This is a genomic window from Martinezella sp. CNPSo 3964 (assembly GCF_057784375.1).
In genome coordinates this window covers 518,160-538,542 of record NZ_JBXSOW010000004.1, presented here as the reverse complement: position 1 = coordinate 538,542, position 20,383 = coordinate 518,160, and the positions used below count along the sequence as shown (strand labels likewise).

Here is a 20,383-nt window from a genome sequence, read left to right as displayed (position 1 = left end):
ATTTCTCCTTCAGTCCAGCAAGGCGAGGATCGCGGTCGGGGCATCCTCGCCGCGTTCGGCAAGCTCCTCGAACTCGACGACGGCATTGATGTCGGCGCCCATGGCGATATTGGTGACACGCTCCAGAATGAACTCGATGACGACGGGAACCTGGTGTTCCCTCATGAGCTGCTGCGCCGTCGTGAAAGCCTCCTGGAACTCATTTGGGCTGCGCACACGGATCGCCTTGCAGCCAAGGCCTTCGGCAACTGCGACGTGATCGACGCCGTAGCCTGGTTCGGCATTATCCGTGGCGTTGATATTGTCGAAGGCGAGGCTGACCTCGAAATCCATGTTGAAGCCGCGCTGGGCCTGACGGATGAGGCCGAGATAGGAATTGTTCACGACCACATGCAGGTACGGAAGCTTGTGCTGCGCGCCGACCGCGAGCTCCTCGATGAGGAACTGGAAGTCGTAGTCGCCGGACAGGGCGACGATCGGGCGATCCGGATCTGCGGCGCGCGCGCCAAGGGCTGCCGGCAGGGTCCAGCCGAGTGGGCCGGCCTGGCCGCAATTGATCCAGTTGCGCGGCTTGTAGACATGCAGGAACTGCGCGCCGGCGATCTGGCTGAGTCCGATGGTCGAGACATAGCAGGTGTCGCGATCGAAGGCCTTGTTCATCTCCTCGTAGACGCGCTGCGGCTTCAACGGCGTCTGGTCGAAATGCGTCTTGCGCAGCATGGTGCGCTTGCGCTCGCGGCATTCCTCCGCCCAGGCCGACCAGTCGCGCAGCTTACCTGCGGTTTTCCATTCCGTCGCAACGTCGAGGAAGAGCTTCAGCGCAGCGCCGGCGTCAGAGACGATGCCGAAATCCGGGGCGAAGACGCGCCCGATCTGGGTCGGTTCGATATCGACATGCACGAAAGTCCGACCCTCGGTATAGGTCGAGACGTTGCCGGTATGGCGATTGGCCCAGCGATTGCCGATGCCGAGAACGAAGTCGGAGGCGAGCAGCGTGGCATTGCCGTAGCGATGCGAGGTCTGCAGCCCGCACATGCCGGCCATCAGCGGATGGTCGTCCGGGATCGTGCCCCAGCCCATCAGCGTCGGGATGACCGGAACGCCGGTGATCTCTGCGAATTCGACCAACAGGTCAGAAGCGTCGGCGTTGATGATGCCGCCGCCCGCGACGATCAGCGGCCGCTCGGCCGCGTTCAGCATGGCGAGCGCCTTTTCCGCCTGCGCACGGGTTGCCGAAGGCTTGTAGGGCTCGAGCGAAGCGTAGGTTTCGATGTCGAACTCGATTTCGGCGACCTGGACGTCAACGGGCAGATCGATGAGGACCGGACCGGGGCGGCCGGAGCGCATCGTATGAAATGCCTTCTGGAAGACGTAAGGCACGAGCGCCGGCTCCATGACGGTGACGGCCCACTTGGTGACGGGTGCCGCGATCTTGGCGATATCGACGGCCTGGAAGTCTTCCTTGTCGAGACGGGCGCGCGGCGCCTGGCCGGTAATGCAGAGGATCGGGATCGAGTCGGCGGAAGCGGAATAGAGGCCAGTGATCATGTCGGTGCCGGCCGGGCCTGACGTTCCGATGCAAACACCGATATTGCCGGCGCGAGCCCGGGTATAGCCTTCCGCCATATGGCTTGCACCCTCGACATGGCGGGCCAGCACATGGCGGATCGAGCCGCGCGCTTTCATTGCCGAGTAGAAGGGGTTGATCGCAGCGCCGGGAACGCCGAAGGCGCAATTGACGCCTTCCTTTTCCAGAACCAGCACTGCGGCATCGACTGCGCGCATCTTCGCCATGGGATTTCCTCCGTTTCTGTATCGAAGGTACCGCATGGGTCAGTGAGTGCAATCATAAAATGGAAATCAATCCCATCATATGGAAATAAACATTTTCAACAAATCTGGAACAATCGAAGCGAAGCGGATATGTCATGAAGCCCAATCATGGCGCGCCCAAATGCGTGGCGCGCCTTCAGTCAGAAGTGAGCGTCATGGCGGAAAATCGGGAAAAGGCGAGGGGTAGGCCGGGCCGGAAGCCGGCTGAGAATGCGGCCGCCTCGTCCGTGCAGGTGCTCGATCGCAGCCTGAAGCTCCTGGAGTTGGTGGCCGAAGCCGACGGCGCTGTCCTCACCGACCTCGCCGACAGATCGGCGATGGCGCCCTCCACCGTCCACCGACTGCTGACCTCTCTCGCCCAGCACGGCATGGTCGCCCATGACGATGAAACCGGCGCCTGGACGATCGGGGTGAAAGCCTTCGAGATCGGAACGGCCTACTTACGCTTCCGCAAGCTTGGCACGATCAGTCGGCCCTTCCTCAAGCAGCTGATGGAGGCGTCTGGCGAGACCGCCAATATCGCCATCGAGGAAGACGGCGATGTCGTCTTCATCTCCCAAGCGGAAAGTCACGCGCCGATGCGCGCCTTCTTCCGCCCCGGCAGACGTGGGCCGATCCATGCTTCGGGTATCGGCAAGGCGATCATTTCCACCTGGGCGGACAGCCAGATCGAAGCGTTGCTCAAAGGGCGGTCATTGCAGCATTTCACCGATAAAACCCGCGACACGCTGCCCATGCTGCTCAATGATATGGCTGAGATCCGGTCACGCGGCTGGTCGATCGATGATGAGGAGCACACGCTCGGCATGCGATGTGTGGCGGCGCCGATCTTCGACGAATATGGCGAGGCCATTGCCGGCATCTCGATTTCAGGGCCGGCCGTGCGGCTGCCGGATGAAAGGGTCGCAGCACTTGGCCCGGTTGTGCGGGCGGCAGCGGAAGAATTGACGAAGGCGATGGGTGGCCGATCGAGGCGAGCCTGAACGCCTTCGCCGCCGTCCCCTATCCAGAGACGACGGCGTTTTCGGTCCGCCACTTGACTGGTCAGGCGAGCTGCAATTGCTCGCGCGCGATCGTGTCCGCCTTCTTGCCCTTGCTCTTCATCGCCTTGCCGGCGACGTAGACTTCCGTAACGCAGCGATCGTCACCCATGGTCTGCAGAATGAAGAGTTCTTCAGCCAGGGAGGTCGCGGTGCGCATACGGAATTCCATGGCCGACTTGGCGCTGGAATCAAGCACGACGATATCGGCATCCGCACCCGCCTGCAGCGAGCCGATGTGGCTTTCGAGGCCGAGCGCCAGCGCGTTGCCGCGTGTCATGCGATAGAAAGAATTGAACGGCGTCAACCGCTGTCCCTGCAGGTGCAGCACCTTGTAGGCCTCGTCCATCGTTTCCAGCATGGAGAAGCTCGTGCCGGCGCCGACGTCAGTCGCAACCGACCAGCGCGCGCCGAGCCTGTCGAATTCCGCGGCGTTGAAAAGCCCGGAGCCGAGGAAGAGGTTCGAGGTCGGGCAGAAGACGCCGACCGCGCCGGTTTCGGCGAGCACCGCAACTTCCCGTTCGCTCATATGGATACAGTGGCCGAGCAGCATGCGGTCATTGAGCAGACCGTAGCGGGCATAGATATCCGTATAGTCTTTGGCCTCGGGATAGAGAGAGGTGGCAAAGGCGATCTCGTCCCGGTTTTCGGAGAGGTGCGTCTGGACGTAGCAGTCGGGATGCTCGGCGACGAGCATCTTGCTCATCTCCATCTGCTCCGGCGTCGAGGTGATGGCAAAGCGCGGGCTGATCGCATAGTGCGCGCGGCCGCGGCCGTGCCATTTCGCAATCAGTCGCTTCGTCTCGTCATAGCCGCGCTGCGGCGTATCGCGCAGCGCGTCCGGCGCATTGCGATCCATCATCACCTTGCCGCCGATCATGCACATGCCGCGTGCTTCGGCCGCCGCAAAATACGCGTCGACGCTTTCCGGATGCACCGAGCAATAGGCAACCGCCGTTGTCGTGCCGTTCGACAGGAGTTCGTCCATGAAGCGGTCCGCCACTTCGGCCGCATGGGCGGCGCGGGCGAACTTCTGCTCCTCGACGAAAATATAGGTGTTCAGCCACTCGAGCAGCTGGGCGCCATAGGAGGCGATCGCCTGCGTCTGCGGGAAATGCAGATGGGTGTCGATAAAGCCCGGCAGGATGAGGTTCGGGCGATGATCTGCGATCCGGATGCCGGCATCCGCCAGCTTGCGAATGTCATTATACAAGCCGATATCGACGATCTTTCCGTCGCGAACATAGATCGCGCCATCCTCGATATAGCGATAGGATGCGGTATCATCGATGCCTTGCGGCTCGGCAAGGAAGGTGAGTACGCGGCCACGGATCAGGACTTCATTCATTGGGTCTTCTCCCCATTGATGGCACTTTCGTACCAGGAGACGAGCAGTCGGCGCTCCTCGTCGGTAATGTGCGAGGCATTAGCCGGAGGCATGGCGTGACTGCGGCCTGCCTGCAGATAGATTTCGCGGGCATGGGCGGCGATGTCGCGGTCGGTCTCGAAGACGACGCCCTTCGGCGGCGCGATAATGCCCTCCCAGCTCGGCTCCTTCGCATGACACATGGAGCAGCGTCCCATGATCGTGTCGCGAACCTTGGGGAAAGCCTCGGCCGTAACGAAGGGCTGCTGGATTGCGGAGACCTTGGTGGTCGGTTCTCCCGTCAGGATCTTCGGCACCGTGGAAAGCCACATGATGATGATGAAGAGGATGACGGTGATCAGCCAGGTCCAGGTCGGGTTGCCGGCATTGGCGTGGCGGGTATTGAACCAGTGGCGGATCGTGACGCCCATCAGGAAGACGAGCGAGGCGATGATCCAATTGAACTGCGTGCCGAACGCCAGCGGATAGTGGTTCGACAGCATCAGGAACAGCACCGGCAGCGTCAGGTAGTTGTTGTGCGTCGAGCGCTGCTTGGCGATGCGGCCATACTTGGGATCTGGCTTGCGGCCGGCGATCAGGTCGGCAACGACGATCTTCTGGTTCGGGATGATGATGAAGAACACGTTGGCCGACATGATCGTCGCGGTAAAGGCGCCGAGATGCAGGAAGGCTGCACGGCCCGTAAACAGGTGCGTATAACCCCAGGCGACCGCCACCAGAATGAAATAGAGCGCCACCATCAGCCGCGTGTTGTCGTTGCCGAAGGGCGATTTGCAGATGAGATCGTACATGATCCAGCCGCCCGCGATCGTGCCGAGCGAAATGGCGATCGCCACCGGTTTTGAAACGTCGAGGACGGCGGGGTCGATCATGTAGAGATCGGCACCGGCATAATAGACGAGACAGAGCATGCCGAAGCCCGAAAGCCAGGTAACGTAGCTTTCCCATTTGAACCAGACGAGGTGCTCCGGCATGTTGGCGGGCGCCACCAGATATTTCTGGATATGGTAGAAGCCGCCGCCATGGACCTGCCATTCCTCGCCATAGGCGCCGGGCGGCAGTTGCGGATGTTTCTTCAGGCCCAGGTCGAGCGCGACGAAATAGAATGAGGAACCGATCCAGGCGATCGCCGTGATCACGTGCAGCCAGCGGACAGCAAAGGTTATCCAGTCCCAGGCGATGGCATATTCATACATGGGAACTCCCTCCTGATCTTCATCCGACTGTTTGCCATCGCTCGATTTTCTCGAAAATCCCGGTTAATCCACCAACACTTTCAAAAAAATCTATAAGATGACCCCTGCTTTGTTCCGCACGCCGATGTGGTAGAAAGGGACCATGTCCTATCTCGATAATGTCCGTGTCTTCGTTCGCGTGGTCGAACTCGGTACCCTTTCGGCAGCGGGGCGCGATCAGCGCGTCACGCCGGCGGTTGCGAGCAATCGCATCAAGGAGCTCGAGCGTCATCTTGGCGTGCGCCTCTTCAACCGCACGACGCGCAAGCTCTCGCCGACAGAACATGGCCGTGTCTTCTATGAAAAGGCCGTGAAGATCATCGAGGCCGTAAACGAGGCGGAGGGGGCGATCGCCGATCTCTCGCGCAATCCGAAAGGGTCGCTCAGAATTACCGCGCCGCTCGGCATCGGCCGGCGGTTGATCGCGTCTGGCATTCCGGAATTTCATGACAAGTATCCGGATATCGAGGTACGGGTGCGCCTGTCGGACCACAATGTCGATATCCTGGCCGAGGGCGTCGACGTCGCCTTCAAGCTCGGCGTCTTGGAGGATTCGAACCTGCGCATGCGCGGCATCCTCAATTGCGAGCGGGTGCTGTGCGCCTCGCCGGCCTATCTTGCAAGCCGCGGCGTGCCTGCCACCGCGGACGCCTTGATTGCCGACAAACATGACTGTCTTCTGCTGCGCTATCCCGGATCGAAGGAGTATTACTGGACCCTGACGACGGCGGAAGGCGTTCGCAAGTTCGAAGTTGCAGGCCCTTACGATAGCGACGACGGCGACGTGCTCACCCAATGGGCGCTGGAAGACCGCGGCATCATCAACAAGCCGCTATTCGAGGTGAAGGCCTATCTGAAGGAAGGGCGGCTGGTGGAGATCCTGAAGGAGAGCCCACCGGCGCCGGTTCAGCTCGCCGCCATCTACCCCCACAAGCGTTTCCAGGATCCGAAGGTGCGGCTGATGATCGATTTCATGGCGGAGCGCTGTCAACGGCTCATCGGCAAGCTGCTCGAAGATGAGCCTGCGGCCGCGGCTTCTAGCGGCTGACGGTTCCAGCAAGCCTTGCGTGGTCGGCCACCCAGGTCAGCGCCGCCGTCATGATCTCGGCGGCGGCCAGTGTCGCGATGACGGAGGGCCGCTTGTCCTTGACCGCCGTACCGCCGATCGGGCAGGTGAGGCGATCGAAAAGCTCCGCATGGCCGGTTTCGCGCGATAGCCAGTTGCGGAAGGTGGCGCGCTTGGTCTTCGAGCCGATCATGCCGACATAGGCGGCATCCGAGCGCTTGAGTGCCTCCGCCGCAATCAGGAAATCGAGTGCGTGGTCATGGGTGAGGATCACGAAGCTGCTGCCTGACGGCGCATCGCGCACCACGGCTTCCGGCATGGCTGTCAGGCAGGTTTCAATACCCGGCACGTTGGAGGCAATCAGCTCTTCTTCCCGCGTATCCACAAGGACGACGCGCAGCGGCGCGAGCGACAGCGCCATGGCAAGCGCATCGCCGACATGGCCCGCGCCGAAAACATAAACATGCGGCCGCGCGGCCATCTCCCGGTCGCTGCGGGCGACGAGGTCGTTGGCGAGCGCAGGATTGAGCGCCGTGAAGGCCAGGCCTACTCGGCCGCCGCAGCATTGGCCGATTTCCGGGCCGAGCGGCACGTTCATCGGCTCGGCGGCAAGACCGGAGCGCAAGGCTCGGCGCGCCTGGTCGATTGCCATATATTCGAGGGTTCCGCCGCCGATCGTTGCGAAGATCGCCCGTTCCGAAACCAGCATCCAGGCGTCGGTATCGCGCGGCGCGGAACCCGCGACCCCGGTGACCTCGACAAGCATCGACACCGGCTCGCGGCGCAGAAAGTCCCGGATATCTTCACGGGCGGCAGACATGACCTCACTCCTTCTGTGCGGCCTTGAGGCGTTCGATTGCCATCAGCACCCGTTCGGGCGTTGCCGGCGCGTCGAGACGCGGGCAGATCTTGTGGTCGGCCACGCTCGCCACCGCATCCGAAAGAGCGTGCAGCACGGCAAGGCCGAGCGGCAGCGGTGGTTCGCCGACCGCCTTGGAGCGATGGATCGTCGGCTCGTAGGCTTCCGACCAGTCGGTCAGCGCCACATTGAAAATCTTTGGCCGGTCGGATGCAAGCGGGATCTTGTAGGTGGAGGGCGCGTGCGTTCTGAGCCGCCCCTTGCCATCCCACCAGAGCTCCTCCGTCGTCAGCCAGCCCATGCCCTGGATGAAGCCGCCCTCGATCTGGCCGATATCGATGGCCTTGTTCAGGGAACGGCCGGTGTCGTGCAGGATATCCGTGCGCTCGACGACATATTCGCCGGTCAGCGTGTCAATCGACACTTCCGAGCAGGCCGCGCCATAAGCGTAATAGTAGAAGGCATGGCCGCGGCCGGCCTTCCGATCCCAATGGATCTTCGGCGTCTTGTAGAAACCGGCGGCCGAGAGCTGGACGCGGGCCATATAGGCCTTCTTGATGAGATCGGAAAAGGACATCTCGATATCGCCGATCCGCACGCGGTTGGGCAGGAACACCACCTGTTCGCGCGGCACCTGATGGCTTTCCGCTGCAAAGGCGATCAGCCGGTCCTTGATCTGGCGTGCGGCATTCTGCGCCGCCATGCCGTTCAGGTCCGCGCCAGAAGATGCCGCGGTCGGCGAGGTGTTCGGCACCTTGGCCGTCGTCGTCGCGGTGATCTTCACCCGGTCGAGATCGATCTGGAATTCCTCCGCCACGACCTGCGCCACCTTCAGGTGCAGACCTTGCCCCATTTCGGTACCGCCATGGTTCATGTGCACGGAGCCATCGCTGTAGACATGTACCAGGGCGCCGGCCCGGTTCGATTCCGTCTTGGTGAAGGAGATGCCGAATTTCACCGGCGTGAGCGCGATACCGCGCTTGACGATACGGCTCTTGGCATTGAACTCGGCGATGGCCTTGCGGCGCCCGGCGTATTCGGCGCTTTCCTCCAGCTCGGCGACGATGCGCTGGATGATGCAGTCCTCGACCTTCTGGTGATAAGGCGTGAGATTGCGTTCACCATCGACGCCCATCGCGTCGTAGAAATTCAGCTTGCGGATCTCGAGCGGGTCCTTGCCGACGGCAAAGGCTACCTCGTCGATGACGCGCTCGGCTCCCACCATGCCCTGCGGGCCGCCAAAGCCGCGGAAGGCCGTGTTGGAAACCGTATTGGTGTAGAGCGGCGCCGATTTCGCATGAACATGCGGGAAGAAATAGGCATTATCGCAATGAAACAGCGCACGATCGCCGACCGGGCCGGAAAGATCGGCCGAGAAGCCGGCGCGAAGCGCGAAGGTATAGTCGATCCCGAGGATACGGCCTTCATCGTCGAAGCCGACATCATAGTCGATGGCAAAATCATGCCGCTTGCCCGTCGCAACCATGTCTTCGTCGCGGTCGAGCCGGATCTTGACGGCACGCTTCAGCTTCTTGGCGGCAATGGCTGCGATCGCCGCACATTGGTTCGCTTGCGTTTCCTTGCCGCCGAAGCCACCACCCATGCGGCGCACTTCGATCGTGACAGCATTGCTCGGCACGCCGAGTGCATGGGCGACCATATGCTGCGTCTCGCTCGGCCCCTGCGTGGAGCAATAGACGACGACCTCGTCGTCTTCGCCGGGCACGGCAAGCGAAACCTGGCCTTCGAGATAGAAGTGGTCCTGGCCGCCGAGTCGCATACGGCCCTTCACGCGCCGTGGCGCATTTGCAAGGGCGGCCGCCGTATCGCCGCGCTTCAGCGTCAGCGGCGTAACCACCTGGCGATGGGTCGAAACGTCGAGATCCCAGATGTCGATATCGGCCGGCAGTTCCTCATAATCGATCTTTGCCAGTCTTGCCGCGCGTCGCGCCTGTTCGCGCGTTTCGGCGATCACGCAGAAGATCGGCTGGCCATGAAACTCGACCTTGCCGGCGGCAAGCACCGGGTCGTCGTGCATATAGGAAGGCGAGATATCGTTGACGCCGGGCACATCCTCATGAGTCAGCACGGCGACGACGCCGGGGGCTGCGCGGACGGCGTCGAGATCGACGGATTTCAGGATGCCGTGCGCGACGGAGGACAGGCCAAGACCGGCATGCAGCGTGCCTGTGGGTTCGGTAATGTCGTCGATATAGACCGCCGTACCGGAAACATGCTTGTGCGCGGAGTCATGACGCGGGCTGGTATGAACCCCGCCGACGATGGTTTCGGCCTTGATGTCGGAAGCGTGCTTATTCATGGCCTATGCAGCCTCATATCTGGACACCTGAGCGGGTGCCGCACTGGACGTCGTTTCCAGGTAGAAACGCAATAGAAGATTCTTCGCCGCGAGCGAACGGTATTCGGCGGTGGCGCGCATGTCGGTCAGCGGTGCGTAATCCTCGGCGTATCTTTCCATCGCCGTTTCCACCGTCGCCTCGTTCCAGGGCTGACCGAGCAGCGCCTTTTCGACGGCGAAGGCCCGTTTCGGCGTCGCGGCCATGCCGCCATAGGCGATCCGGATTTCTGCGACCGTGCCATCGGCGGCAAGCGCGAGACGGAAGGCGCCGAGCGTTGCCGTGATGTCCTCGTCGCGGCGCTTGGTCACCTTGTAGACCGCGAATTTTTCCGCCGCCCCTGGAACCGGAATATGCACGGCTTCGACGAATTCGCCGGGCTGGCGGTCCTGTTTGCCATAGGCGATGAAGAAGTCTTCAAGCGCGATGGTGCGCCGGACGGCGCCCTTGCGCAAGGTCAGCGACGCGTTGAGCGCGATCAGCGCCGGCGGCGTATCGCCGATCGGCGAGCCGTTGGCGATATTGCCGCCGATCGTGCCCATGTTGCGCACCTGCTGGCCGCCGATACGGGTAATCAGCGGTCCGAGCGCCGGGATATGCTGCGACAGTGTCTCGATCGCCTCCGAATAGGTGACGCCGGCGCCGATCGTGATGAGCTTGTCTTTCACCGTGATCGACTTCAATTCCTGCAGGCCGGCGATGAACACGACCGGCGTGATGTCGCGCATGTGCTTGGTGACCCAGAGGCCGACATCGGTGGAGCCGGCGATCACGGTTGCCGTCGGCGAGGTCTCGAGAACGGTGGCGAAATCATCAAGGTTCGCCGGCACGATCAGTCGATTTCGACCTTCGCCGATTTCCACGCGGGCGCCGTCGCGAAGGGCTTGCAGGCGCGCGATCATCGTTTCGCGCTCGACCAGCAAGGGATCATTTTGCGTCCCGCCATAGCTGGAGATGGAACGGGCGGCGCGCAGGATCGGCTCGTAGCCGGTGCAGCGACAGAGATTGCCCTGAAGTGCCGTCTCGATCTGCTGATCCGTCGGGTTCGGCGTCTGCATCCAAAGCCCGTAGAGAGACATGACGAAGCCTGGCGTGCAGAAGCCGCATTGCGAGCCGTGAAAGTCGATCATGGCTTGCTGCACCGGATGGAGATGGTCGTCGCTGGGGGCAAGATGCTCGACAGTGACCACATGACAGGCGTCGAGCGAGCCGAGGAAGCGAATGCAGGCATTGACGCCTTCATAGACGAGGCCCTCAGCAGGCGACAGCCGTCCCACGAGCACCGTGCAGGCACCGCAGTCGCCTTCGGCGCAGCCCTCCTTCGTACCCTTCAAGGAGCGGCAGAGACGCAGCCAGTCGAGCAACGTCTGGTCGGGTGCGACGTCGCTCAGAACGACGTCCTCTCCGTTGAGAATGAAACGAAGTTCCGAGCGGATTGTCATGGGCGCCATGGTTCAGCTCCCGCGATAGGTGGAATAGCTGTAGGGCGAGAGGAGGAGCGGCACATGGTAATGCGCACCTTCATCGGCGAGACCGAAACGGATCGGGATGATGTCGAGAAACATCGGGCCTTCCGATGTGCGGCCGAGATAATCACCGGCATGAAAGCGCAGCTCGTAGGTGCCGGCCTTCATGGTTTCGCCCGACAGCAGCGGCGCATCGCAGCGGCCGTCGTCGTTGGTCCTGGTAGACTTCAGGAGATGCAGTCCATCGCCCTCGATCCGATAGAGTTCGATGTGCAGGCCGTGGGCAGGCTTACCGAGCGCCGTATCCAACACGTGGGTCGTGAGCCGTCCGGCTCCTGGCGAATGAGACTGCATGCTTTTCTCCCGAACGTAGCGCTCCTGTTTTCACTATCCGCCAAGCCGGTACCACTGAAAAGCAGCGGTATCGTTCGAGACTTTCAAATTTTCCAAGGGGAATAGTGCGCGCGATTTGCGGTTAGAAATTGATGATCGGATACGTTTGGAGGGACGTTTCGTGCGCTGTCGGTGCGACATGCTTGGACATGATCGACAGCCTTTGGCAGTTCGCTGAAAAGGTGAAACAGGCTTCGGAATAGAAATCTGCCCTGAATGATGAAGAAGCCGGCGACGGCTGCCGGCTCTGGCGAGCACTGGCCGCAACGCCCCACTTGCCCGTCGACCATGCACTGACAGGCTTACCAGGAATAGACTTTACGGCTCCTGGGATCAGTGTCCGTAACGACTGTCTTACGGAAATAACGCGGCCGCGCTGGTCGAACGGAGTGCGATTGGCACTCCGCGCGAACTCGGCTGCCCTGCCGCAGGCCACGCATCGAACTTCACAACACCTATCGCCAATCGAGACTGAGGTGACTTCGAGGAATGAAAACGGGAGACAATGGATGAAAGTAATCGAAATTCAGCCGCTGACCAGAGCCGCATTCGCCCCTTTTGGCGACGTGATCGAGATGGAAGGTGCACACAGCTATCCCATCAATGCGGGCAAATGCACCCGTTATCACGACCTCGCGAAGATCGAAGCGATCGGAGAAGAGGCACGAACGATGATCAGCTGGCTGCGTGGCGAACCCTATGCGTTGCCGCTGGAGCTAAGGATGGTGGAGCGGCATCCTCTCGGCAGCCAGGCCTTCGTTCCGCTGTCCAGCCATCCGTTTCTCGTCGTTGCGGCTCACCAGACGGACAATGGGCCAAGCGAGCCCGTCGTCTTCCGCACCAGCCCCGGGCAGGGCGTCAACATCTGGCGCAACGTCTGGCATGGCATTCTGACACCCCTCGATGGCGTCTCCGACTTCATCGTCGTCGATCGCGGCGGCCAGGGCGTCAATCTCGAGGAACATTTCTATGAAGAGACGTTCCTGATCCGCTAACCCGGTAAAGAACGATCCGAATGTCAATAAGGGGCGCTGCCATCGCAGCGCCCCTTATTTTGTTAGCGCGAGTTCCCGTTTTCCATAGTCCTGCGAAACGTCAAAAGGCCGGGTCATTCGAGCGAATGACCCGGCCTTGAATTTAGACCGCTGCTAGTCTGCGAAGAAGGCGAAGCGCACGACGAACAGGGCGGCGACGATCTGCGTTGCCGGATGCAGCATCGACCAGCGGCCGGTGAAGACCTTCACGGCGACATAGGTGATGAAGCCGAAGGCAAGGCCGTTGGCGATCGAGTAGGTGAAGGGCATTGCGAGCGCCGTAATTGCCGCCGGCGCTGCCTCGGTCAGGTCATCCCATTCGATCTCGGTCAGCTCGCGCATCATCAGGCCGGCGACGTAGAGCAGCGCCGGAGCGGTTGCATAGGCGGGAACGGAGGCTGCAAGCGGCGAGAAGAAGAGGGCTGCGATGAAGAGTACGGCGATGGTAATTGCCGTCAGGCCCGTCCGGCCGCCAGCCTGGACGCCCGATGCGCTTTCGACGAAGGCCGTCGTGCTGCTGGTGCCCATCAGCGAGCCGGCGACGATCGCGGCACTGTCGGCAAGCAGAGCTCTGCTCAAGCGGTTCGGCTTTCCTTCCTGGATCAGGTTCGCACGCTTGGCGATGCCGATCAGCGTCCCGGTGGCGTCGAAGACTTCGACCAGCACGAAGACCAGGATGATGTGGACCAGGCCGCCATGCAGAGCGCCGACGATATCGAGTTGCAGGAAGGTCGGCATGATGGATGGCGGCGCCGAAACGATGCCGTGGAACTGGCTGACGCCGAAGATCCAGGAGAGAATGGTGACGGCGAGAATGCCAATGAGGATCGAACCTCTTACCTTCAGCGCATCCAGAACGGCGATGATGAAGAAACCGAGAATTGCGAGAAGAGGGCCGGTCTGCTTCAGGTCTCCGAGACCGACAAGCGTTGCCTTGTTGGCAACGACGATGCCGGCGCTTTTTAGCGCGATGATCGCCAGGAAGAGGCCGATACCAGCCGCGATCGCGCTTCTCAGCGAATGCGGGATGCCGGCAATCAGCCAGCTGCGTACGCCGGTGACCGTCAAGAGGACGAAAATGCAGCCGGAAATGAAGACGGCGCCGAGCGCCTGCTGCCAGGTAAAGCCGAGGGCTGCGACCACAGTGAAGGCGAAGAAGGCATTGAGCCCCATGCCCGGCGCCATGCCGATCGGCCAATTGGCGACAAGGCCCATAACGATCGAGCCCAATGCGGCTGCGAGACAGGTCGCGACAAAGACGGCATTGCGATCCATGCCCGTCGTCGACAGAATGTCCGGATTGACGAAGATGATGTAGGACATCGTCAGGAATGTCGTCACGCCTGCGATGAGCTCGGTGCGCACGGACGTGCCGTGCTCACTCAGTTTGAAAAGTCGTTCAAGCATTATTCCTCCCTAAGCGTTCCCGACGCTCGTCAAATCATGGGGCTTGCCCGCATCTCCTCCGGATGCGGGCCGCGAGAAGCGGTTTTCAACGCTTCATGGCGAGGGGGGATTGTGCGCTTTTAATGGCTTTACGCGCTAGAGCCGGATTTCCCTGCAATTCGCGAAAGACATTCTAGTTTTTCAAGCTATTTCCGCGGGAGTTTTTTCGGTTCTCGGAGCCGCGAACTCATGGCCGAAGCTGTCGCGCCGTATTGCACAGTCATCCGACGCAGCCGACCATACAAGAAGATATGCACGACTTTTATAGCGGCAAGGTGACAAAGCCAATCTATTTCTGGCGGGTGGCGAAACTGCGAAGGTCGTGCAGGAGGCGGATATGATGGATCGCGGCAAGCCCCCAATATCCAGACAGGTGACATGAGTGTGCTCAATCCGAACGGGCGCAATCATAGCTGCCCGGCGCGATATTGGTCGGCAATGTTCCTGCAGGCGCGGATGGTCAGGGCCATTACCGTCAGCGTGGTACCGGCAATGCCGCTGCCCGGAAAGGCGGAGGCATCCGCCACGATGAGGTTGGGAATATCCCAGCTTTGATTATAGGCATTGAGGACGGAGTCCTTGTTCGATGTCCCCATGCGCGCGCCGCCGGTTTCATGGATGGCGGCGCCCATGCACATGGTCTTGCGGAACCACGTGCGGAACATGAAGCGGCTGAACGGATCGGCATCGGGGAAAGCGCCGCGGCCCATTTCTCTGAGGCCAGTGGGGGAGCCGATGAATTCCAGCTCGCCGCCGACACCACGCACCATGTCGATCAGCACTTCTTCCTGCCGGCGTAAGAGGACATGTTCCTCCTCGCCCATGACACAACGGATATGAGGTACGGGGATCCCCCAGGCATCCTTGCGCCTTGCATCGAGCGTGATGCGATTGTCGGCATAGGGCAGCATGCGGCCGAAGCCGAAGAAGGCGAGCCTTGAGGGCTCGTCATCCGGCGTCGGCGCCCGGCCGATGCTTCCCTGATAGTCGAAATCGTCGCGGCCCGCGTCGCCTTCTCCAAAGCGCGGGACGAAGATGCCGCCGGATGGATTGTAGAAAGGATCCGTCGGCGCGGAATCGTCGACTGCCCAGCCGCTTGCCTTCGCAAACGAGCCGAAGGCCAGGCAAGGCAGCTGGTCCATGAAATAGCGCCCGAGCGCGCCCGAGCTGTTGGCGAGCCCGTGGGGATGGCGATTGCTGGCGGAGTTGAGAAGCAGCCGCACGCTTTCGATCGGCGATGCCGAGAGCACGACGAGGGCCGCATGCGCGGTCTCGACCTTGCCGGTGATGCGATCGATGAACTCCGCTCCCGTCGCTCGGCCGCCGGCATCGTCGGTGGTGATGCGGCGCACGATGGCATCATGGCGGATCGTCAGCCGCCCGGTCGCCAACGCCTCACGCAGGGGTTTCGGCGTGCGCTCCGCATCGGGGGCGATATAGCGCCAGGAAACGACGTGCCGCTTCGGCCAGCGTCCTTCGACTTCGCTCTTGAAAACCTCTTCCGCAGGGGTGAGCTTTGCCGGATGCGCATAGACGCCGTCGGGCAATGTCTCCACGCCATCCTCATTGCCATAGAGCCCGAGGCTGGATTCGACTTCGGCATAGTAGGGAGCGAGGTCATCGTAGGAAACCGGCCAGTCCTCGCCCTTGCCGGTCTTCGAGCGGATCTTGAAATCATCGTCCGTCCAGCGCAGCAGCACCCGGCCGAAGCTGTGCAGGCGGCCGCCGCCCTGCCGGCCGCGTATCCACAGGAAAGGTGCATCCTTGGGGGTCGTATAGGGGCTCTTGCGATCATTGACGAAGAAATGGCTGAAGCGCTCGGTAAAGAAGGCGGCGCGGGCCTGGATGGGCTGGCCCTTGAGCGTGGCACGCGCGCGTTCCCAGATATTGATGCTGCTTGCTGGCGCCTTCTTGCGGTTCGGATCGAAATCCTTCTGCGTCACCGCGGGACCGGCTTCGAGGAGCAATACCGACAGTCCTTGGGCGGTCAATTCCCTGGCGGCAAAGGAGCCGGCGGCGCCGGAGCCGATCACCAGCGCGTCGTAGGTAGTCTGAGACATAGATTTTTCCGTATATTTCAGAGACGGACGCCGTCGGCGCCGAAGAGGGAGGCCTTGGTGATATCGATGCCGGGCGAGATTCTTGCGCCTGGCAGAAGCGTGGTATCGCCCATGATGCGGTAGGAAAGACTTTGTCCGGCCCAGTCGAACCAGACGACGGTGTCAGCGCCCATCGGCTCGATCACGGAAACGAGGCCCGCAATGGTTGGCAAAGATCCCACCTCCCGATCCGGAACGATATGTTCGGGGCGAATGCCGAGGGTGACCGAGCCTGGCTTGATGGCTGCCAGAAAAGGATAGCCGGCGAGATCGATGGAAAGCCCGTTGCTTTCGAAGACGGGTGCGTCCGCTTTCAAGACAATCTCGCCCTTGATGAAATTCATCGCCGGCGCCCCGATGAAGCCGGCGACGAAGAGATTGGCCGGGCGATGGTAGATCTCGGATGGGCTGGCAAGCTGCTGGATCACGCCGTCTTTCATGATGGCGATGCGATCGGCAAGGGTAAGCGCCTCTACCTGATCATGCGTGACATAGATCATCGTGTTGCCGAGGCTCTGATGCAGCTTCTTGATCTCGACGCGCAGCTCATTGCGCAGCTTGGCGTCGAGATTGGAGAGCGGTTCGTCGAACAGGAAGACGTTGACCTCGCGCACCAGGGCGCGGCCGATGGCGACGCGCTGGCGCTGGCCACCCGACAGTTCCGAAGGGCGGCGATCAAGCAGCTTGTCGAGATGGAGAAGCGAAGCGGTGCGGGCGATGCGCGCCTCGATCTCGGCCTTGGGAAGACCCGCCACGCGCAGCCCGAAGGACAGGTTCTTGCGCACGGACATGCGGGGATAGAGCGCATAGGATTGGAAGACCATGCCGATGCCGCGATCCTTCGGTTCGGCCCAGGTGACGTTCTTGTCCGATATCCAGATTTCGCCGTCGCTGATGTCCTGCAGGCCGGCAATGGAGTTGAGCAGGGTTGATTTCCCGCAGCCGGAAGGTCCGAGCAGCACGAGGAATTCGCGCGGGGCGATATCGATCGACATCTTGTCGATGACGGTGTGATCGCCATAGGCGATCTTGAGATCCTTGACCGAGACGGCAGGCTGCATGGCGTTACCCCTTGACGGCGCCGGCGGCGACACCACGCAGGAACCAGCGGCCGGAGAAGAAATAGATGGCGAGCGGAACGACGGCTGTCAGGATGGTGGCAGCCATGTTCACATTATAGGCGCGCTCGCCCATGGTGGTGTTGACGATGTTGTTGAGCTGCACCGTCATCGGCAGATTGTCCCGTCCGGCAAAGACCAGACCGATCAGGAAGTCGTTCCAGATGCCGGTAAACTGGAAAATGGAGGCAACGACGATCATGGGCACAGACATGGGCAGCATGATCTCGAGGAAGATTCGCCAGAAACCGGCGCCGTCGACGCGCGCTGCCTTGCAGAGCTCCTCGGGAATGGCGACGAAGTAGTTGCGGAACAGCAGCGTCACCAGCGGCAGGCCGAAGATCACGTGAACGAGAACCACGCCTGCGACCGAATTATAAAGGCTCAGATTGGCGAGCAGCCGCACCAGCGGATAGAGGAAAATCTGGTAGGGGATGAGACCGCCTGCCATCAGAAGCCCGAACAGCAGGTTCGAGCCTCTCTGCCGCCAGAAGGAGAGGGCATAGCCGTTGATCGCGCCGATGAAGACGGAAATCGCTACGGCCGGCACGGTGATCTTGACCGAATTCCAGAAGCCGACGCGCACGCCCAGGCACTGCGTGCCCATGCAGGCTCCCGACCAGGCGGTCTTCCAGGCTTCGAAATCGATGGTATCGGGCCAGGCAAAGATGCGGCCCTGACGGATCTCTTCCATTGTCTTCAGCGATGTGACGAGCATCGTATAGAGCGGCAGCAGGAAGAACAGCGCTGACAGGATGAGGAAGGCATAGAGCCCGATCTGGCCTGCCGTCAGCCGCGATGGCTTGGGGCCGCGGGGATGAAGAGCCGCCATCAATGTGCTCCCCTTCTTCTGGCGCGCATGTGGAGCGCATAGCGAAACGGCGCGACGGCCATGACTACCGAGAGCACGAGCACGGTGGCGCCGGCGCTCGCAAGGCCGAGGTTCTGGCGCTCGAAGAGATTGTCCATGATGAATTTTGCCGGCACTTCGGTCGCATAGCCGGGGCCGCCACCGGTCTGTGCGACGATGAGGTCATAGGTCTTGATCACGCCCATGGAGAGCAGCATGCCCGATGCTGCAAGCGCCGGCCCGAGTTGCGGCAGGATGATCGAGGTATAGATGCGCCAGATCGGAATACCGTCGATCTGCGCCGCCTTCCATTGCTCCTCGCCGATCCCGCGCATGCCGGAGAGAGCAATGACCATGACGAGGCCAGCACCCTGCCAGACACCGGCAAAGACCACCGTGTAGATCGCCATGTCGCGATTGACGATCCAGTCGAAGACGAAGCTCTGCCAGCCGAGCGCCCTGACCGTCGCCTGAATGCCGAAGGTCGGATTCAGCATCCACTGCCAGATGAGGCCGGTGACCACGAAGGACATGGCATAGGGATAGAGGAAGATGGTGCGAAACACGCTTTCGAAGCGAACCTTGCGATCGAGCGCTGCGGCGAGCACGAAGCCCAGCGCCAGGCAGCCGGCAACGTAAAGTACGCCGAAGATCAGCACGTTTTCCAGGGATGCGAGCCATCGCGACGTCCGGAACAGTTTGGCATATTGGGCAAAGCCGACATAGTTGGACGACGGGAAGATGGTCGAATCCGTGAAAGACAGGCGCACCGACCAGACCATGGTGCCGATATAGACGAAGATCGCGGCAATCCAGGTCGGCAACAGGGCGAAGGTCGCAGCAAGGGGACGTCTGCGCTTGGCTTGCATCAGCAAACTTTCTCGAGAAAATGGGCGGAGCCGATCGACAAGGAGCTCGGCGATCGGCTCGCTCGAAGGCCTATTCGAAGATCGCGAAGAACTTCTCCGCACCGGAGGCGCTATCCTCGGACGGATTGGTCCAGAACTCGTCGACGAAGTCGTTGAGGGCGCCGGCCTGTTGCGGCGAGAGGATCAAGGCCTGATCCGGCACGATCTTGCCGGCGCTCATCAGCTCGAGGCCCTTTTGCGCGCAGATGTCGAGCTTCGATTTGTCGACGTCGGTGCGCATCGGCACCGAGCCCTTCTTCAGCGAGAACTCGACCTGCACGGTCGGGTCCATGGCGACCTCCGCAAGCAGGGTCTGGCCCTTTTGCGCGGCTGCATCGGCGATCTTCGGGAAGGAGAAGGAGTCGGCGACATAGACCATTCCGGGCGATTGCGGCGCTAGCATGCAGCCATAATCCTTGCCCAGTTCCTTGCCGGCGGCAACGAATTCGCCCTTGGCCCAATCACCCATGAATTGCACGCCGGCCTTTCCGGTGATGACCATGGCGGTCGCGTCGTTCCAGTTGCGGCCCGCGGCACCTTCGTCGACATAGGCTCGCAGCTTGCCGAGAATATCCAGCGTCTTCTTCACGCCTTCCGTCGATGCGTCACCCTTGTCTTTGTCGACATAGATCTTGAGGAAACCGTCAATGCCGACCTGGGTCAGCAGGATCATGTTGAAGACCTTGGACTCCTGCCAGGATTGGCCACCCCAGGCGACGGGCTGAATGCCGGCGGCTTTCAGCTTGTCCAGTGCCGCGAAGAATTCGTCCCAGCTCTTCGGCTCGTCGCCGACACCGGCCTTGGCGAAGGCATCCTTGGAGTAAAAGACCCAGCTCTCACCATGGGCGCCGGTCGGAGAGAGGTAGACCTTGCCGTTATAGGAGATGAGGTCGTAGATCGATTTCGGCAGGACATCGGCCCATTTGCCGGCTTTCGCCACATCATCGATCGGGTTCATAAGTCCCTGACTGACGAAATCAGTATTGGCAAGGCCGAGCACGGCCTGCTTGGCGGTCGGCGGGTCGCCCGCAACCAGACGGTTCTGAAAGGCCGCATCAGCTGCTCCGAAACCGGCAATGGAAGAGTCTTTCCAGACGCCACCGCGTTTTTCGAATTCCTGTTTGACGACGCCGAGGGCGGCGGCCTCGCTGCCGGAGGTCCAGGAGGTCATAACCTCGGCCTGCGGCTTGTCTTCCGCATGGGCAGAGATGGAGGCCGCAACGAATGTGGCTCCCATCAATAGCATTTTCACTGTGTCTTTCATTGTTCCACCTCTTCAAGAAAGCCCTCTT

At 61.4% G+C, this 20,383-nt stretch carries 16 protein-coding genes; 3 read left to right on the top strand and 13 right to left on the bottom strand.

Translation table 11 applies throughout. The features are described 5' to 3' along the window. Positions 1 to 9 precede the first annotated feature (9 nt). Complete coding sequence (gcl, locus tag AC13Q5_RS16425; protein ID WP_488502413.1) at positions 10 to 1,794, bottom strand: glyoxylate carboligase; 1,785 nt, start codon at positions 1,792 to 1,794, stop codon at positions 10 to 12. Positions 1,795 to 1,988: 194 nt separating this feature from the next. On the opposite strand from gcl, the gene bhcR reads away from it, so the two are divergent. Next, positions 1,989 to 2,816, top strand: a complete 828-nt coding sequence (bhcR, locus tag AC13Q5_RS16420; protein ID WP_488502450.1) for an HTH-type transcriptional regulator BhcR — start codon at positions 1,989 to 1,991, stop codon at positions 2,814 to 2,816. A gap of 61 nt (positions 2,817 to 2,877) precedes the next feature. Here bhcR and guaD read toward each other — a convergent pair whose 3' ends face one another. Together guaD and AC13Q5_RS16410 are read right to left on the bottom strand one after the other, a co-directional pair. Beyond that, complete coding sequence (gene guaD / locus AC13Q5_RS16415) at positions 2,878 to 4,221, bottom strand: guanine deaminase (RefSeq protein WP_488502412.1); 1,344 nt, start codon at positions 4,219 to 4,221, stop codon at positions 2,878 to 2,880. After that, a complete protein-coding gene (locus AC13Q5_RS16410) occupies positions 4,218 to 5,456 on the bottom strand; it encodes a urate hydroxylase PuuD (RefSeq protein ID WP_488502411.1) in 1,239 nt (412 codons plus the stop codon). The genes guaD and AC13Q5_RS16410 overlap by 4 nt, the downstream gene beginning before the upstream one ends. 142 nt (positions 5,457 to 5,598) lie before the next feature. Here AC13Q5_RS16410 and AC13Q5_RS16405 point away from each other — a divergent pair, with 142 nt between their 5' ends. Next, entirely contained in the window at positions 5,599 to 6,543 is a 945-nt protein-coding gene (locus AC13Q5_RS16405) for a LysR family transcriptional regulator (RefSeq protein ID WP_488502410.1), read from the top strand. Here the strand turns inward: AC13Q5_RS16405 and xdhC are convergent. Genes xdhC through uraH form a run of 4 tightly spaced genes read right to left on the bottom strand, consistent with a single transcriptional unit; the run spans position 6,533 to position 11,597 of the window. Beyond that, the gene (gene xdhC, locus AC13Q5_RS16400) at positions 6,533 to 7,381 is read right to left on the bottom strand and encodes a xanthine dehydrogenase accessory protein XdhC (RefSeq protein ID WP_488502409.1); all 849 of its coding nucleotides are present in this window, start codon (positions 7,379 to 7,381) and stop codon (positions 6,533 to 6,535) included. The genes AC13Q5_RS16405 and xdhC overlap by 11 nt on opposite strands. 4 nt (positions 7,382 to 7,385) lie before the next feature. Continuing rightward, positions 7,386 to 9,740, bottom strand: coding sequence for a xanthine dehydrogenase molybdopterin binding subunit (gene xdhB / locus AC13Q5_RS16395; RefSeq protein ID WP_488502408.1), 2,355 nt, complete (start codon positions 9,738 to 9,740; stop codon positions 7,386 to 7,388). A 3-nt stretch (positions 9,741 to 9,743) separates the two neighbouring features. After that, positions 9,744 to 11,228, bottom strand: coding sequence for a xanthine dehydrogenase small subunit (gene xdhA / locus AC13Q5_RS16390; protein WP_488502407.1), 1,485 nt, complete (start codon positions 11,226 to 11,228; stop codon positions 9,744 to 9,746). A gap of 3 nt (positions 11,229 to 11,231) precedes the next feature. Further along, positions 11,232 to 11,597, bottom strand: a complete 366-nt coding sequence (uraH, locus tag AC13Q5_RS16385) for a hydroxyisourate hydrolase (protein ID WP_488502406.1) — start codon at positions 11,595 to 11,597, stop codon at positions 11,232 to 11,234. A gap of 548 nt (positions 11,598 to 12,145) precedes the next feature. Between uraH and AC13Q5_RS16380 the strand changes: the two genes are divergently transcribed. Continuing rightward, a complete protein-coding gene (locus AC13Q5_RS16380) occupies positions 12,146 to 12,631 on the top strand; it encodes an ureidoglycolate lyase (protein WP_488502405.1) in 486 nt (161 codons plus the stop codon). 153 nt (positions 12,632 to 12,784) lie between these two features. Here the strand turns inward: AC13Q5_RS16380 and AC13Q5_RS16375 are convergent, their stop codons facing one another. From AC13Q5_RS16375 to AC13Q5_RS16350, 6 genes are all read right to left on the bottom strand, one after another. Continuing rightward, entirely contained in the window at positions 12,785 to 14,077 is a 1,293-nt protein-coding gene (locus AC13Q5_RS16375; RefSeq protein WP_075854834.1) for an NCS2 family permease, read from the bottom strand. Between the two features lie 446 nt (positions 14,078 to 14,523). After that, entirely contained in the window at positions 14,524 to 16,176 is a 1,653-nt protein-coding gene (locus AC13Q5_RS16370; protein WP_488502404.1) for a GMC oxidoreductase, read from the bottom strand. Between the two features lie 17 nt (positions 16,177 to 16,193). Then, positions 16,194 to 17,276: an ABC transporter ATP-binding protein gene (locus AC13Q5_RS16365; protein ID WP_075854832.1), complete on the bottom strand. Its 1,083-nt coding sequence runs from the start codon at positions 17,274 to 17,276 to the stop codon at positions 16,194 to 16,196. Between the two features lie 4 nt (positions 17,277 to 17,280). Next, positions 17,281 to 18,165 (bottom strand): carbohydrate ABC transporter permease, encoded by an 885-nt coding sequence (locus tag AC13Q5_RS16360; protein ID WP_488502403.1) that lies wholly within the window; start codon positions 18,163 to 18,165, stop codon positions 17,281 to 17,283. Next, positions 18,165 to 19,052, bottom strand: a complete 888-nt coding sequence (locus AC13Q5_RS16355; protein ID WP_075854830.1) for a carbohydrate ABC transporter permease — start codon at positions 19,050 to 19,052, stop codon at positions 18,165 to 18,167. Before AC13Q5_RS16355 ends, AC13Q5_RS16360 begins: the two co-directional genes overlap by 1 nt. 70 nt (positions 19,053 to 19,122) lie before the next feature. Continuing rightward, the gene (locus tag AC13Q5_RS16350; protein WP_488502402.1) at positions 19,123 to 20,355 is read right to left on the bottom strand and encodes an ABC transporter substrate-binding protein; all 1,233 of its coding nucleotides are present in this window, start codon (positions 20,353 to 20,355) and stop codon (positions 19,123 to 19,125) included. Positions 20,356 to 20,383 lie beyond the last annotated feature (28 nt).

Excerpts from the sequence above, each read along its gene's own strand:
- AC13Q5_RS16405 (WP_488502410.1), top strand. The coding sequence starts at position 5,599 with ATGTCCTATCTCGATAATGTCCGTGTCTTCGTTCGCGTGGTCGAACTC.
- AC13Q5_RS16370 (WP_488502404.1), bottom strand. The coding sequence starts at position 16,176 with ATGTCTCAGACTACCTACGACGCGCTGGTGATCGGCTCCGGCGCCGCC.
- AC13Q5_RS16375 (WP_075854834.1), bottom strand. The coding sequence starts at position 14,077 with ATGCTTGAACGACTTTTCAAACTGAGTGAGCACGGCACGTCCGTGCGC.
- AC13Q5_RS16360 (WP_488502403.1), bottom strand. The coding sequence starts at position 18,165 with ATGGCGGCTCTTCATCCCCGCGGCCCCAAGCCATCGCGGCTGACGGCA.
- AC13Q5_RS16410 (WP_488502411.1), bottom strand. The coding sequence starts at position 5,456 with ATGTATGAATATGCCATCGCCTGGGACTGGATAACCTTTGCTGTCCGC.
- xdhC (WP_488502409.1), bottom strand. The coding sequence starts at position 7,381 with ATGTCTGCCGCCCGTGAAGATATCCGGGACTTTCTGCGCCGCGAGCCG.
- AC13Q5_RS16355 (WP_075854830.1), bottom strand. The coding sequence starts at position 19,052 with ATGCAAGCCAAGCGCAGACGTCCCCTTGCTGCGACCTTCGCCCTGTTG.
- AC13Q5_RS16365 (WP_075854832.1), bottom strand. The coding sequence starts at position 17,276 with ATGCAGCCTGCCGTCTCGGTCAAGGATCTCAAGATCGCCTATGGCGAT.
- uraH (WP_488502406.1), bottom strand. The coding sequence starts at position 11,597 with ATGCAGTCTCATTCGCCAGGAGCCGGACGGCTCACGACCCACGTGTTG.
- guaD (WP_488502412.1), bottom strand. The coding sequence starts at position 4,221 with ATGAATGAAGTCCTGATCCGTGGCCGCGTACTCACCTTCCTTGCCGAG.
- gcl (WP_488502413.1), bottom strand. The coding sequence starts at position 1,794 with ATGGCGAAGATGCGCGCAGTCGATGCCGCAGTGCTGGTTCTGGAAAAG.
- AC13Q5_RS16350 (WP_488502402.1), bottom strand. The coding sequence starts at position 20,355 with ATGAAAGACACAGTGAAAATGCTATTGATGGGAGCCACATTCGTTGCG.
- bhcR (WP_488502450.1), top strand. The coding sequence starts at position 1,989 with ATGGCGGAAAATCGGGAAAAGGCGAGGGGTAGGCCGGGCCGGAAGCCG.
- AC13Q5_RS16380 (WP_488502405.1), top strand. The coding sequence starts at position 12,146 with ATGAAAGTAATCGAAATTCAGCCGCTGACCAGAGCCGCATTCGCCCCT.
- xdhA (WP_488502407.1), bottom strand. The coding sequence starts at position 11,228 with ATGGCGCCCATGACAATCCGCTCGGAACTTCGTTTCATTCTCAACGGA.
- xdhB (WP_488502408.1), bottom strand. The coding sequence starts at position 9,740 with ATGAATAAGCACGCTTCCGACATCAAGGCCGAAACCATCGTCGGCGGG.